Here is a 14,796-nt window from a genome sequence, read left to right as displayed (position 1 = left end):
GATGTCGCAGTCGGTCGACCGGGCGCTGACGATCCTGGCCTCGCTCGGCGACGGCCCGGCCTCCCTGGAGCAGGCCGCCGCCAAGGTCGGCGTGCACAAGTCCACCGCCCTGCGCCTGCTGCGCACCCTGCAGGAGCACGGCCTGGTGGACCGTCGCTCCGACCACCGCTACCGGCTCGGCGGGCGGCTCTTCTCGCTCGCCCAGCAGGCCCTGGAGGGCATCGACGTACGGCAGGTCGCCGCGCCGTACCTGGCCTCGCTCAACGAGCGGTACGGGCACACCGTCCAGCTCGCGGTACTGGAGGAGGGCGAAGTCCTCTACCTGGACCGGGTGGACGGCCGCTACCCCGACCGGCCCGGTTCCTGGCCCGATCCGGTCGGGCGGATCGGGCGGCGCGTCCCGGCGGTCGCCACCGCCGTCGGCAAGGTCCTGCTGGCCGACCTGCCGGAGGATCAGCTGACCGTCTTTCTGGCCGGGCAGGACTTCCCCGCCCGGACGGCGCACAGCATCCGCTCGGCCGAGCAGTTCCGGGCCGAGCTGACCGGTGTCCGGCGGCAGGGCTGGGCGGCCGACCAGGCCGAGTACCAGGAGAGCGTCAACTGCATCGCCGCGCCGATCGTCGGGACGGACGGCACCGCCATCGCCGCCTGCTCGATCTCCGCGCCGGTGCGGCTCACCCCGATCACCGAGCTCAGCCGGCTGCTGCCGGAACTGCTCTGCACCGTCGAGGCGATCTCACTGGCGTACGGCGGGGCGCCTACTCCTCGCTGGTGCGAGAACCGTTGCGGTGCCAAGCACGAGGTGCGCGCCAGCCGTACCTGAGCGCGAGCATCCGGATCACGAAGGCGCAGAGCGCGGCGGCCGTCGCCGTCCAGGCGTCGAGGTGGCCGGTTCCGATCAGGACGGCCACCGCCGTGGCGCCGACCAGCGCGGGCACGGCGTAGATCTCGCGGTCCCAGCGGAGCAGCGCCGGGCTCTCCAGCGCCAGCACGTCGCGGATCACGCCGCCGCCGGCCGCCGTGAGTATCCCGAGCGCCACCGAGGGCACGAAGGAGAGCCCGTAGTCGTGCGCCTTGACGGTGCCCGTCACGCAGAACAGCCCGAGCCCCATCGCGTCCAGCGTCTGCACCGCGCGGTTGATCCGCTCCACCTCGGGGTGCAGGAAGAACACCACCAGCCCCGCCGCGAGCGGCGTGGAGAAGTACCCGACGTTGCTGAACGCCGCGACCGGCGTGGCCCCGATCACCAGGTCCCGCAGCACGCCGCCGCCGAGCGCCGTCACCTCGGCCAGCACACAGATGCCGAAGATGTCCATGTTCTTGCGGACGGCCATCAGGCCGCCGGACAGGGCGAAGACGAAGATGCCGATCAGGTCCAGCGTCTGCTGGAGCCCCGGCGAGAAGATCTGCGAGGTCACCTGGACAGTCTCCACCGGAAACCGTTGCCCGGCCGAACCCGCCCCGGGACACGCCACGCCACGGCCGCCCGCAGCGGTCCGGCCGGCCCCGCCCGGTCCGGTCCGGCGGAGAGCTCCGGAAAACCGCGTCCGGCCGGCTGTCGATCCGGCCGCCTCCCGTTCGACGCATGGGTGAGAGGCGGGGAGAAGCCCCGCCCGGCCGACCGAGGAGCCACCATGCCGCGCTACCTTTCGCTGATCCGCGTCGACGAGCAGAACCCGCCCGCGCAGGGCCTGAGCCCCGAGTTCCACGAGCGGATGGGAGCCCTTTTCGAGGAGGTCACCAAGGCCGGGGTGATGGAGCAGACCGCCGGGCTCACCCCGACCTCCGAGGGCACCCGGGTGACCTGGTCCGGCGGCCGGCTCAGCTACACCGACGGGCCCTTCACCGAGACCCGCGAGGTGATCGGCGGCTACGCCATCCTGCGGGCCGAGAACAAGGCCGAGGCGCTGGAGTGGACCAAGCGCTTCCTGGAGATCCACGACGACTACATCACCGTCACCGCCGAACTCCGCGAGATCGCCGAGGGCTGACCGGGCCGCTCGGCCCGACGGCCGGGCCGCGCCGCCGTCGGGCGGCGGCCCGGCCGCCGCCGTGCCCGGCGGGTCCCGTGGTCCGAAGCGGCCGCGGGCGGTCAGCCGAGACGTCCCCAGACCGCCTCGAAGTCCGCGCAGGTGACGGCGACGACACCGGCGATCAACTGGATGGTGTGCGTGCAGCCGCCCGGTACGGGCAGCGTCTCGTCGAGCTGGACCGGGCCGAGGCGGCCTGCCTCGCCGTCCAGGCGGAGCTGGGAGACCTGCCGGTAGGAGAGGGTCAGGATCTCGTCGGACACCTCGTTCCACCTGAGGACCAGCTCCACGGCGAGCCCCTCCGGCGGGTGGGTGACGGCGAGCCGGTGGACCTTCAGGTCCTTGACACAGTGCTCGTCGTGGAAGTCGTAGTGGGCGGGGTCCGAGGCGAACCGCCGGGCCCCGGGCGGCAGGGCGGCCGCGATCTCGGGGAGCTTCGCCAGGTAGGCGGACGGGTCCAGGAGGAACCCGGTCCCGGTGGACTCGATGGTGATGAACTGCAGCACGGGTCTCCTCGGGTGGACGGGGTGGGCGGCACCGCAGGCGCCACCCACCCCGGAAAAACGCTGGAGCAAGGCTACTCAGCAGGAACGCGGGCGCATCCAGTCGTCACCCTTGATGCTGTCACCCGCCCTCAGCACACCGGCACGCCGCATCCAGTCCACGGCGTAGCCCTTGAGCACCGACACCAGCTGCGCCGGCGCGTCCTTCGGGATCGGCAGCCCGTGCTTGGAGAACCAGCCGTTGCTGCTGTAGAAGCCCCACTCCACGCCCTGCTTGTAGACGTGGATCTCGAAGTCCGACTGACCGCCCTTGGCGGGGAACTGGTCGAGCCGGCCCGTGAAGTCCTGGAAGAACGTCAGCGGGTCGAGCGGACCGCTGACGGCCCGGGAGCCGATCCCGGCCGGCGCCTGCGCCGACCGGAGCGGTGCGGCCGAGGCGGTCCGCGCGCTGAGCGCGAGGCCGGCCGCCAGCGGGCAGGACGGCACCTTGCGGGCGTCCTCGATCAGCTTGCGGAGCCGGTCGAGCGTCCGCTTGGCGAGCTCGCACTCCTCGAAGAACTTGGCCAGCCCCTCGCTGATCCGCACCACGGCCTTGGCCACGGCGGGCGCCTTGCCCACGACCGCGACCAGGCTGGCCACGTTCAGGGCCGTCCACAGGCACCCCTCGATGTCGGCGTCCGCGAAGCACTTCTTGGCGTCGGTGACCCCGAGGACGTCCAGCAGGATCTGCCCGCCGTTCGCCTGGACCCACTGCAGGACGTCGCGCCCGGCATCGCTCTTGGCCTGGTTGAACTGGTCGACGCAGGTCTGGCCGCACTGCGCGAGCAGCACGGACGCGTCGTCGGTGCTGAGGCCCGGCCCGGTGTTCTGGCTGCCGGCCGCCACCATGGCGGCCTGCGCGGCCTGCTGGTCCTTGCGCTGCTGCTCCTCCGCACGCTGGGCGGCCTGGTCGGCCTGGGTGGCGTCGCCCTGGGCCCGGGACGCCGACTGCTCGGCCAGCCCGGCCTGCTGGTCGGCGGTGCCGGCCACCGTACGGGCGGTGGAGGCGTCCTGCTCCGCGCCGTTCGCGGCGCCTCGGGCGCTCGCGGCGTTCTGCTCGGCGTCGGTGGCCGAGGCCCGCGCCGCCGTCGCGTCCGCCGCCGCGTCGCGGGCCGCGACTCCGGCGTAGAACGCGTCGGTCTGGGCCTGCAGGTCGGACGCGGTGGTGGCGGCGTCCGCGTCCTTGGTGGCCTGGGCGTCGGCCGCCGCCTGGGCCGCGAAGGCCCGGGCGCGCTGCAGGGACACGGTGGCGGCAGCGGCGTCGGCTGCGGCGTTGGCGCTCAGCTGCGCCGCGGCCTTGGCGTCGGCGGTGGCCTTGGCCGCGAGCGTGGCGGCGTCCTTGGCGGCCTTGGCCGCCTCGTCGGCACGGGCCTTCGCCACGTCGGCCTGCTGCTGGGCCAGGGTCTTGCCGACCTGGCCGACCAGCACCGCGAGCCCGGCGGAGGAGTCGCTCTCCCGGAACGGCGTACCGAGGGTGATGGCCGTGTTCCCGGCGTCGACCGCCGACGCGGCCGCGTCCCGGGCCGCCACGGCGGACTGCGCCGCCGCGAAGGCCTGACCCGCCGTACGGGCGCTGTCGGCGTTGGCCTGGACGGCCTCCGCCCTGGCCGCCTGCGAGGCCGCCAGCGCGGCGGCCGAAGCCGCCTCCGCCTTCTGGACCTGGGCCTCGGCGTTCTTGACGTTCTGCGCGGCCTGCTCGGAGGCCGCGATGGCGTCGGCTGCGGCGGCGTGCGAAGTCGCCGCCGCCGCAGCGGTGGTGGTGGCGTCGGCCTGGGCGGCCGAGGAGGCGGCGTCGGCCCGGAAGGCCGCGCCGTCCGCCTGGGTGGCCGCGGCGCGGGCGGAGACCGCCGCGCCACCGGCCTGGTCGGCGGCCGTCCGCGCGCCGGTGGCGGCGGTCGCGGCCTGGCCGGCGGCGGTCGCCGCGTCGTTCGCGGCCTGCCGGGTCTCCTGCGCGTCCGAGGTGCCGGCGGCGGCTGCCGCGAGCGCCTCGGTGGCCTTCTGCCGGGCCGCGGTGGTGTCCCGGTTGTGCTCGGCGGTCACCGCCGCGTCCCGCGCGGCCGCGGCCTGGCCCTCGGCCGCCTCGGCGGCGGCCTCCTTGGCGGCGGCGGTCTGTCCCGCGCTCTGGGCGGCACCCAGTGCGGCGTCGGCCGCCGTCTGCTGGGTCTTCGCGGTGGCCTCGGCCGCGACGGCCTTGGCGCGCTCGGTGTCGGCCTTGGCCCGTGCGGTGGCCGCGTTGGACCGCTCCGTCTCGGCGATGCCGCGTTGGGTGTGCGCGTCGGCGGCGGCCGCCTGCGCGGTCTGCTGGGCCTGCTGGGCCTTCACCTTGTCGGCGGCGGCCCGGGCGGCGGCCTGCCCGGCCTGGTCCGCCTGGGCGGCGGCGGCAGCGGCGGCGGCGTGCGCCTGGTCGGCCGCCTCCTGGGCGGCGGCGCGCTGGAACTCGGCCTTGGCGGCGTGCGACTGGGTGTCGCCGAGGGCGTAGAGCGCGGCGCTGTCGGCCTGGGTCGCCGAGACGGACGCGAGGGTCGTCTCGACCGCCTTGGACGCGGACAGCGCGGCGGCGGCCGAGGCCTTGACCACCTGCGCCGACTGCCTGGCGTAGCCGAGGCCGCGCCCGTACGGGGTGTTGTTCGCGGTGGCGGTCTTCCCGGCATCGGCCTCCGCCGCGGTGGCCTTGTCCGCCTGGGACTTGGCGGAGGCGGCGGCGTTCCTGGCGATCGTCAGCTGGGCGGCGACCGCCTTCTTGGCGTTGGCGATGTTGGTGGTGGCCTGGGCGAGCACGGCCGGCTTGGGGTAGAGGATGTTGGACTTCGGCTGGCCCTGCCAGTACTTCTGGAAGACCAGCATCCGGCTGACGATGTACGCCTGGCCCTGGGCCTCGACCATCGCGTCCGAGGCGGTCTGCACGTCCTTGGCCGCCTGGAGGTCGGCGGCGGTGATGTCGGCCCGCTGCTTGGCCTGGGCGGCCTGCTCGGCCTGCCACTCGGCGTCGGCGGTGGCGATCACGTCACCGAACACGTGGAACGGGTCGAACGGTTCGGACGGGTCGCAGCCGGCCCACTGGATCTTGAGGTCCTCGACCTCCATCCGGAACTCGACCGAGTCCTTCGCCGGAGCCACCGACGGGAAGCCGCCGAGGCGGATCCAGCGGGCTATCTGGTACGAGGACATCGCCTTCAGCGAGTCCGCCGACACCCAGAAGCCGTAGACCCCGCCCCACGGCTGGCTCGCGGTCTCGGCCTTGCGCTGGTTCATGATGGCGGTGGCCTGGTCCAGCACCGCCTGGGTCGGCTTGGGGAGCGGCGGCGGGTCGAAGCTCTTGTCCCCGCTCTGCATCAGGAAGTCGCGCATCGGCTTGCCGTAGTCCGGCGGCGTGTAGAACGACTGGTAGTCGGGCGCCACCGCGAAGGACTTCGTGGTGGTGGACCAACCGGTCTGCCGGGCCGCCTCGGCCGCATTGGCGTCGTGCTGGGCGCTCTGGTCGGCCATCCGGGCGGCGCCGAGCGTACCCGTGCCCCACCACTGGATGGCCCGGCGGACGTCGGCCGGTGTACCGCCCAGGGCCTGGCCCGCCAGCGCCTTGACCTGCGGACCGCCCGCGTGCAGCCAACTGCCCGTGGTGCAGCGGTCGGCGCGGGTGGTGGAGGCCGGGATCGCGGCCTCCCCGGCCTCGATGTCCGGCAGCGCGCGCTGCCAGACCCGGACCTCGTCCATCCGGCCCGGGAAGTAGTCGGACGGCTGCCCGGCCCACATGCCCCGGCCGACCTGGACCTGGCCGGTGGCCTGCCAGGTCGCCGTGTGCGGCGCGGTGGCGACCAGGTCGCCGTTCACGTACAGCTTGATCTGACCGGCCGCCGCGTCGAACACGCCGGTCAGGTGCGTCCAGTCGTAGGAGGTGGGGGTGGCGACGGCGACGACGGCCGGGCCGCCCGCCGTGTCCCAGCCGGCCTTCTCGTCGTCACCGCGCGGCATGCCGAACAGCGGCTTACCGTCCGGGTTGACCTTCAGGTAGAAGCCGGAGACCCGGCTGCCGTCCTCGGACACCACGGTGTAGGACTGGCCGCTCTTCGACAGCTGCACCCAGGCCGAGACCGAGAACGACTGGTCGGTCGGCAGCGTGACCGGGACGGTCAAGTAGGCGGCCGTACCGTCCAGCCGCAGCGTCCGGCCGCCCGAGCCCGGGTTCCCCCAGATCGCCTCGTTGTCCGTCCGGGGCCCGGCGAACGCGCCGTTGTGGTGGACGGCGTTCGGACCGCCGTCCACCAGGTTCGGCGAGGAGTCGGGCTGGCTGTTCTCGAAGTCGTAGTGCGCGAGTTCGCCGTTGGCCGCGTAGGCCGGAGGCGGGGTGGCCGCCGCCCTGGGGGCGGGCTTGACCGGGACGGCATGGGCCTCGGTCACCACCAGCGCCGTGGACGTCACCAACGCGGTGACCGTCAACGTCCGGGCGAGGGCGCGCCGCGCCCACCCCGCACGTAGGGGAAGTCTCTTCTGCATGTGTGTCAGTCGCCGTTTCCTGGGTGAGTGAACTGCACTCCAGGAGGAGGCGGAACAGCCTGACCGCCTTGGCCGGACCGAGCTGCCGTCAACTACTCGCGCTCGGCCCGGGATGATGATCCTGCGGCGGTCGAGTGTGCGGTCGGCACAGCCCTCCCCCGAAGGCGACCACATCCTCACACGACTTCCGGACCACCGACACCCGCCCGACGGCGGGCCGCCACCCCGCCGAACGGGGGGTCAGCCGACCGCGCGGGCCGGGCCGGGGGCCCTCAGGCGCCGGATCCCTCCGGCCGCTGACCAGCCGTCACCCGACGGCCTGCCACCCCCCGCCGGCCGGGCCCGGCGGGCCGCTTACGGGCGCTCCGGCCGGGTCCCCACCGCGAGCAGCGCCGCGACCGGGAGATCGACCGTGCCGTCGCCGCCCGCCGGCGCGTGGGCCGCCACCAGGCCGTCGTAGGCGGCGCGGATCCTGGCGAGCGTCCCGGCCGGCTGCCCCTCGATCAGGGAGGAGGTGAGGACCGTGCCCGTCAGGACGTCCCGCCACCACCGGTCCGGGTCGACCCGGTGGGTCCAGGTGACGTGCTCGACCCGGACGTCGGTCAGGCCGGCGGCGCCGAGCAGGGCGGCGAACCCGGCCGGGGCCGCGTGGCGGGCGAAGGGGGAGGCACCGGGGAGGCCGGCGGGCGGGGTGGCGCCGACGGCGGTGACGGCGTCGAAGAAGACGCCCTGGGCGCGGTTGCGGGCGAGGGTGTCCCAGCAGGACAGGGCGACCCGGCCGCCCGGGCGGACCACCTGGGCCAGTTCGCGGACGGCGGCGGGCGGGTCGGGCACGTGGTTGATCACGAACGCCCCCACCGCCGCGTCGAACCCGCCGTCCGGGAAGGGCAGTCCGGGCAGCTCCGCGTGCAGCACCCGGACGCCCGGCAGCGCCTCGGCGGCGACCGCGACCATCTGCCGCACCCCGTCGGTGGCGACCACCTCGGCGCCCCGGGCCACCGCCCCGGCGGCCAGCCGGCCGGTGCCGCAGCCGACTTCGAGCAGCCGGACGCCCGGGGCGGCTCCGGCCGCGTCGAGCAGGGCCTCGTGCAGGCCGGCCGTCATCGCGCCGAACCCGCCGTCGTACGTACCGCTGCGCCGCGCCCACCCGCTGCGCTCGAACTCCGCGAAGTCCGTCGTGCTCATCTGTGTTCTCCTACGCCGTCCGGCCCGATGGCCGTCCGGTCGTGCCCCGGCCACCCTACCTATGCCGGAGGCCGGGCCGGACGTCCCTGGGGACGTCCGGCCCGGCCTCGGTACGGCTGGGATCAGCTCACTTGGCGGCGGTCTCCGAGCCGGTGTTCTCCGGGAAGTGGCAGGCCACCTGGTGGCCGGTCTTCATGAGTGCCAGCGGCGGCTCCTGGGAGGCGCAGATGTCCTGGGCCTTCCAGCAGCGGGTGCGGAAGCGGCAACCGCTCGGCGGGTTGATCGGCGACGGGACGTCACCGGTCAGCAGGATGCGCTCCCGCTGCTCCTTGCGGCTCGGGTCGGGCGTCGGGACGGCCGACATCAGCGCGTTGGTGTACGGGTGCAGCGGCGCCTTGTACAGCGAGTCCCGGTCCGCGATCTCGACGATCTTGCCCAGGTACATCACCGCGACCCGGTCCGAGACGTGCCGGACCACCGAGAGGTCGTGCGCGATGATCAGGTACGTCAGCCCGAGTTCCTTCTGCAGGTCGTCGAGGAGGTTGACGACCTGCGCCTGGATGGAGACGTCCAGCGCCGAGACCGGCTCGTCCGCGACGATCATCTTCGGCTTCAGGGCCAGGGCACGGGCGATGCCGATGCGCTGGCGCTGGCCGCCGGAGAACTCGTGCGGGTAGCGGTTGTAGTGCTCCGGGCTGAGACCGCACAGCTCCAGCAGGTCCTGGACGGCGCGCTTGGTGCCGTGCTCGGTCTCGACCTTCTGCAGCTTGAACGGCGCACCGACGATGGTGCCGACGGTCTGCCGCGGGTTGAGCGAGGAGTACGGGTCCTGGAAGATCATCTGGATGTCGCGGCGGAACGGACGCATCGCCGAGGTACCCAGGTGGGTGATGTCCTTGCCGTCGAACTCGACCTTGCCGTCGGTGGGCTCGTCCAGCCGGGTGACCAGTCGGCCCATGGTCGACTTGCCACAGCCGGACTCGCCGACCACGCCGAGGGTCTCCCCCGCGTTCACGGTGAAGTCGATGCCGTCCACCGCGTGGACGGCGCCGGTCTTGCGCGCGAACAGACCCTTGGTGATCGGGAAGTGCCTCTTGAGGCCCGTCACCTTGAGCAGCGGCTCGCGGTCGGACGCAGGTGCCGGCGCGGGGATCGTCGCCGTCTGACTGTCCGTCATGAGTTTTCTCCTGAAAGGTGGTACGGGCTCACAGCCGGGGCGCGATCTCGTCGGTGAAGATCCGGTGCCGGTCGGCCGCCGGGATGTGGCAGGCGGCGAAGTGCTTCGGGCCGGCCTCGGCCAGCACCGGCAGTTCGCTCGTCGACCGGCCCCCGGTCAGCTCCGCGTACGGGCAGCGCGGGTGGAACGCACAGCCCGACGGCACGTTGATCAGGCTGGGCGGGGTGCCCTTGACCGGGATCAGCCGCTCCTGGAGCTCGCGGTCCAGGCGCGGCATCGAGCCGAGCAGACCCCAGGTGTAGGGGTGCTCGGGGGACTCGAACAGCTGCGCCGCCGGGCCCTTCTCGATGCACTTGCCGCCGTACATCACCAGGATGTCGTCGGCGAGTTCGGCCACCACGCCGAGGTCGTGCGTGATGATGATGACCGCCGAGCCGAACTCCTTCTGCAGGTCCCGGATCAGGTCCAGGATCTGCGCCTGGACGGTGACGTCCAGGGCGGTGGTCGGCTCGTCGGCGATCAGCAGCGACGGGTCGTTGACCAGGGCCATCGCGATCATCGCGCGCTGGCGCATACCGCCCGAGAACTCGTGCGGGTAGCCGTCGACGCGCTTGTCGGGCTGCGGGATGCCGACCCGGTCGAGCATCTCGATGGCCCGGGTGCGGGCCTCCTTCTTGCTCGTGCCGGGGTGGTGCGCCCGGTAGCCCTCGATGATCTGCTGGCCGACCGTGTAGTACGGGTGCATCGCGGTCAGCGGGTCCTGGAAGATCATCGCCATCTTCTGGCCGCGCAGCTTCCGGACCCGGTCGGGGTCGGCGGAGATCAGCTCCTCGCCGTCCAGCCAGACCTCGCCGGAGATCTTCGGGGCGCCGCGCTTGGTGCCCATCCGGTGCAGGCCCATGATGGACAGCGAGGTGACGGACTTCCCGGAGCCGGACTCGCCGACGATGCCGAGGGTCTTGCCCTTCTCCAGCGAGAAGTTGAGCCCGTCGACGGACTTGACCAGGCCGTCGTCGGTGGGGAAGTGCACCCGCAGGTCGCGCACGGTGAGGAAGCCCTCGGGGCCTTCCGCACTCGGCACCGACAGCGCGGAGGTGGCGGTGGAGTTCTGGGTCTTGCTCATGCCAGCCTCACCCGAGGATCGACAACGGCGTACAACACGTCAACCAGCAGGTTTGCCAGGATGATGAAGAATCCGGCGAAGAGGGTCACACCCATGATCACCGGGAGGTCGCTGGCGCTGATCGCCGCGACCGCCTCGTAGCCGAGCCCGCGGAAGTTGTACGTGGTCTCGGTGAGGACCGCGCCACCGATCAGGCCGCCGAGGTCCATGCCGAAGACGGTGAGGATCGGGGTGAGGGTGGAGCGCATGGCGTGCTTGCCGATGACCGTCCGCTCGCCGAGGCCCTTGGCCCGGGCGGTGCGGATGTAGTCCTCGCCGAGTACCTCCAGCAGCGTGGCCCGGGTGAGCCGGGCGTACGTCGCGGCGTACAGGAAGGCGAGGGTGACCCAGGGCAGCACCAGGTTCTGGAACCAGGCGACCGGGTCCTTGGCCAGCTCGACGTAGCCGTTCGGGAACCAGCCGAGCTGGTGCACGAAGATCGCGATGCTGATCATGCCGGTGAAGTAGATCGGCAGCGAGACACCGGCGAGCGCGGTGGTCATGGTGAAGCGGTCGAGCAGGGTGCGCCGCTTGAGGGCGGAGACGACACCGGTCAGGGTGCCGAACACCAGCCACAGGACGGCCGCGCCGGCAGCCAGCGAGGCGGTGACGCCCAGCCGGTCGAGCAGCAGGGGCCACACCTCCTGCTCGGTCTTGAAGGAGTAACCGAAGCACGGGGCGGAGCAGTGGGTGACGTCCACGCCGGTGCTGTAGTCGCGCCCGACGAACAAGCCCTTCAGGAACAGGAAGTACTGCTCGATGATCGACTTGTCGAGGCCCATCTTGTGCCGGATGCCCTCGATCGCGGCCTTGTCGGCGATCTTGCCGACGTACAGCAGGGCCGGGTCGCTACCGGTCAGCTTCGGCACCATGAAGAAGATGCCGAACGTGACTGCGGAGACCACCAGCAGCATGGCGACGACATTGACGAGCCGTCGAATGAAATACACGAGCATTGCGGTCGGCGCCGCCGGGCGCCGGCCGGTCCCCCTGTAGGAGTCCCGGCCGGCCCCGGCGAAGCCCTCACCTGCCCTTCGGACTAGCTGAGCGAACTACGGAAGCGGGCGGTTCAGGTCACTTGCCGTCGGAGACGCCGAGAGCCTGGAAGTCGACCTCGCCGAAGGCGTCGGTGACGTAGACGTTGGTCAGACGCGGGTTGCGGTAGTTCAGCGCCTTGTCGGCGACGATCGGCAGCCACACCGCGCTGTCGGTGACCTTGTGGTTGATCTGGGTGTAGAGCGCCGCAGCCTTGGCCGGGTCGGTCTCCGCAGCAGCCTGGTCGAACAGGGAGTTGATCTGCGGGTCGTTCGTCTCCGGGTAGTTGCTGTTGCCGTTCTGCGTGATGAAGCGGCCGTCCATCAGCGGCTGCATGAAGCCGGCGCCGTTCGGGTAGTCGGCACCCCAGCCCATGACGATCAGGCCGTAGCCCTTGCTGTGGACGACGTCGGGCGCACCCACGACGGACTGGTACAGCTTGCCGTCGTACTGGTACACGTCGATCGTGACGCCGATGGCCTTCATGGCGGTCTGCAGGGCGATGGCCGAGTTGACCTCCTTGGCCTTGTTCCCGCGGACGGCGATGGTGGTCTTGAAGCCGTCAGGCTTGCCACAGGCCGCGAGCTCCGCCTTGGCCTTGGTCAGGTCGGGCTTGCCCTTGGTCAGACCGAACGGGTCGTAGTCGTCCGAGCCGAGGATGTTCGGGGGCAGCATCGAGCCGAACAGCGAGCCGGCCGACGAGCCGCCGCGGGCGGTCTGCAGCGCGGTGGTGTCCGCCGCGTACATCACCGCGTTGCGGCAGTGGATGTTGTCGAAGGGGGCGACCTTCGGCTGGATCGAGATGAAGCGGATGAAGCCGTTGTACGGGTCGTCCGAGTTGGCCTTCAGCTTCGGGTCCTGGAGGACCTTCACCTGGGCGGCCTGCGAGAGACCGGTCTGGCTCCAGTCGAGGTCCGCGGTGCCGTCCAGCAGACGCTGGTCCATGTCGTCGGAGTTGGTGGTGACCGTGAGGTCGACCTCGTCCGGCAGGGCCTTGCGGAACGGGTCCGAGGCCGGGTCCCAGTTCTCGTTGCGGACGAGCGTGTAGCTCTTGCCCGGCTGGATGGTCTTGAACTTGTACGGGCCCGAGGAGACCGGGTGGTCGCCGTACTTGGAACCGGTGTCCTGCTTCTGCGGGACCGGCGCCGAGGTGCCCATGGCCAGCAGGTACGGGAAGGACGAGTCGGCCTTCGCCAGCGAGAAGACGATGGTGGTGTCGTCCGGGGTGGTGACCGTCTTGAGCCCCAGCTTGTTGGGGTCGGTGTCGGTGTACGGGCCCTTGTAGTTCTGGCCCTGGTCCAGCTCGTTGATCATGTACGTCGGGCCGCCGGAGACGACGTCCTGCGCGAAGACGCGCTCGATGCCGTACTTGATGTCCTTCGAGGTGATCGGCGAGCCGTCCTCGAACTTCAGGCCGGAGCGCATCTTGAAGGTGTAGGTCTTGCCGTCGGCCGAGACGGTCGGCTGCGCGGAGGCGAGGTCCGGGACGAGCTTGAGGCCGTCCTTGCCGGGCTTGCCGTCGAACGCGAGCAGCGTACGGGCGTAGTAGCGCTCGTAGTTCCAGACCGAGGCGTAGTACGCGCGGCCCGGGTCGAGCGAGTCGACGTCCGTGCTGGTCCAGAGGTTGAGCGTGCCACCCTTCTTGTCAGAGGGGTTCAGCACCTTGTCGACGGCGCCGTTGAAGCCGCCGGCGCTGGCGCTCGCGGAGGCGCCGGAGCCGCCACTGCTCGAACCGCCGCACGCGGAGGTGGTGAGGGCCAGCGTCGCCACCAGAGCGGCGGCTGCGAGCGTCCTGTTACGCGTCATGGGTACGGATCCTCCTGAAGGGTGTGCGGGCCTGAGCGGTCCGCCGAGGGTGTGGTGACGCCCCCGAGTTGGTGGGCCGGTTCATGGGGGTGCGGCCGGCCGCAGGGGTTGGGAAGTGCGGCGGGCTCAGTTGCCCTTGGGGTCGAGCGCGTCGCGCAGGCCGTCGCCGAACAGGTTGAAGGCGAGGACCGTGATGAAGATCGCCAGACCGGGGACGACCATGTAGGTCGGGTCCGCGGTGTAGATCTTCGTGGCGTCGGAGAGCATCTGACCCCAGGAGGGAGTCGGCGGCTTGACACCGGCGCCGAGGAAGCTGAGAGCGGCTTCGCTCAGGATGTTGGTGGGGATGATCAGGGTCGTGTAGACCAGGATCGGGGCCACCAGGTTGGGGAGCAGCTCGCGCAGCAGGATGTGGACACTGCCGGCGCCCAGGCTGCGGGCCGCGTCGACGAACTCGCGTTCGCGCATCGACAGGGCCTGGCCACGGACGATGCGCCCGATGTAGGGCCAGCCGAAGAAGCCGATGACCAGGACGAGGATGGCCATCCGGACGCCGCTGCCGGTCAGTCCGAAGAGCGTGTTGGGCATCACGGAGACCAGGGCGATGCTGAAGAGCAGCTGCGGGAAGGCCAGCAGCACGTCCATCGTCCGGCTGATCGCCGCGTCCACCCAGCCGCCGAAGTAGCCGGCCGCGATACCCATCAGCACACCGATGACCACCGAGACGCCGGCGGCCAGGAAGGCCACGGTCAGGGAGATCTGGGCGCCGTAGACGATCCGGCTGAAGACGTCGCGGCCGAAGGTCGGGTCGACGCCGAGCAGGTAGTCGCTGCTCATGCCGCCGAACGCGCCCTTGGGCAGGCCGAGGTCCGGGTTGATCTGGTCCGGGTGCGGCTGGTCGACCGGGTGACCGAAGAGCGCGGTCAGCACCGGGGCGAAGATCGCCGCCAGGATCAGCAGGATCACCACGATGCCGCCCGCGAGGGCGACCTTGTCTCTCTTGAGGCGGTCCCAGGCGATCCGGCCGGGCGACCGGCCTTCGATCTTCTTCGGCGTGACGGCGGCCACGGCCGGGTCAGGCTCTGCCCCGGCGGCGGTGCCGGTGGTCTCGGTGGGTGTGATCATGAGTCAGTTCGTTCCCCTCGCCGACGGTGGCCGGCCCACGGTCCAAGCCGTACACGATGCGCCCGGGCCCGATCAGGACCCGGAGCCGAGGACGGTCCGGTTGTCGCGTACTGGTGCGGTGCGGTGCGTCGGTGCGGTGGTGCCGTTGCCGGTTCGGCAGTTCGGCGGTGCAGAAATCGTTGTCAGGGGTACGCACCTGGCCGGCGCGCTGTGTGGGGGGCGCGTCGTCGGGTGCGGGCGGTA

General features: G+C 71.8%; 11 protein-coding genes. 2 read left to right on the top strand and 9 right to left on the bottom strand.

The window, feature by feature from the left end; translation table 11 throughout:
- Position 1 precedes the first annotated feature (1 nt).
- Complete coding sequence (locus tag ABD330_RS03655; protein WP_344460548.1) at positions 2–823, top strand: IclR family transcriptional regulator; 822 nt, start codon at positions 2–4, stop codon at positions 821–823.
- Here the strand turns inward: ABD330_RS03655 and ABD330_RS03650 are convergent.
- The gene (locus tag ABD330_RS03650) at positions 759–1,418 is read right to left on the bottom strand and encodes a trimeric intracellular cation channel family protein (RefSeq protein ID WP_344460546.1); all 660 of its coding nucleotides are present in this window, start codon (positions 1,416–1,418) and stop codon (positions 759–761) included. The two genes, ABD330_RS03655 and ABD330_RS03650, sit on opposite strands and share 65 nt — an antisense overlap.
- 216 nt (positions 1,419–1,634) lie before the next feature.
- Between ABD330_RS03650 and ABD330_RS03645 the strand changes: the two genes are divergently transcribed.
- Positions 1,635–1,991 (top strand): YciI family protein, encoded by a 357-nt coding sequence (locus tag ABD330_RS03645; protein WP_344460544.1) that lies wholly within the window; start codon positions 1,635–1,637, stop codon positions 1,989–1,991.
- A 101-nt stretch (positions 1,992–2,092) separates the two neighbouring features.
- On the opposite strand, the gene ABD330_RS03640 is transcribed toward ABD330_RS03645, so the two are convergent.
- The 8 genes from ABD330_RS03640 to ABD330_RS03605 all read right to left on the bottom strand — a co-directional run bounded on the left by ABD330_RS03640 (position 2,093) and on the right by ABD330_RS03605 (position 14,553).
- Positions 2,093–2,536, bottom strand: a complete 444-nt coding sequence (locus tag ABD330_RS03640) for a hypothetical protein (protein WP_344460542.1) — start codon at positions 2,534–2,536, stop codon at positions 2,093–2,095.
- Positions 2,537–2,611: 75 nt separating this feature from the next.
- Positions 2,612–7,063 (bottom strand): LamG domain-containing protein, encoded by a 4,452-nt coding sequence (locus tag ABD330_RS03635; protein WP_344460540.1) that lies wholly within the window; start codon positions 7,061–7,063, stop codon positions 2,612–2,614.
- A 354-nt stretch (positions 7,064–7,417) separates the two neighbouring features.
- A complete protein-coding gene (locus ABD330_RS03630) occupies positions 7,418–8,248 on the bottom strand; it encodes a class I SAM-dependent methyltransferase (protein WP_344460538.1) in 831 nt (276 codons plus the stop codon).
- 127 nt (positions 8,249–8,375) lie between these two features.
- Positions 8,376–9,425: an ABC transporter ATP-binding protein gene (locus tag ABD330_RS03625; protein WP_344460536.1), complete on the bottom strand. Its 1,050-nt coding sequence runs from the start codon at positions 9,423–9,425 to the stop codon at positions 8,376–8,378.
- A 28-nt stretch (positions 9,426–9,453) separates the two neighbouring features.
- Complete coding sequence (locus ABD330_RS03620; protein WP_344460534.1) at positions 9,454–10,548, bottom strand: ABC transporter ATP-binding protein; 1,095 nt, start codon at positions 10,546–10,548, stop codon at positions 9,454–9,456.
- Positions 10,545–11,543, bottom strand: coding sequence for an ABC transporter permease (locus ABD330_RS03615; RefSeq protein WP_344460532.1), 999 nt, complete (start codon positions 11,541–11,543; stop codon positions 10,545–10,547). The genes ABD330_RS03620 and ABD330_RS03615 overlap by 4 nt, the downstream gene beginning before the upstream one ends.
- A 118-nt stretch (positions 11,544–11,661) precedes the next feature.
- Positions 11,662–13,428: an ABC transporter substrate-binding protein gene (locus tag ABD330_RS03610; protein WP_344460530.1), complete on the bottom strand. Its 1,767-nt coding sequence runs from the start codon at positions 13,426–13,428 to the stop codon at positions 11,662–11,664.
- A gap of 126 nt (positions 13,429–13,554) precedes the next feature.
- A complete protein-coding gene (locus ABD330_RS03605) occupies positions 13,555–14,553 on the bottom strand; it encodes an ABC transporter permease (protein WP_344460528.1) in 999 nt (332 codons plus the stop codon).
- Positions 14,554–14,796: the final 243 nt, after the last annotated feature.

It is taken from the genome of Kitasatospora kazusensis (assembly GCF_039529945.1).
In the GTDB taxonomy this organism is placed as follows: Bacteria; Actinomycetota; Actinomycetes; order Streptomycetales; family Streptomycetaceae; genus Kitasatospora; species Kitasatospora kazusensis.
Note: the sequence above shows the minus strand (reverse complement) of the source record. Positions and strands in the feature narration are given on the sequence as shown.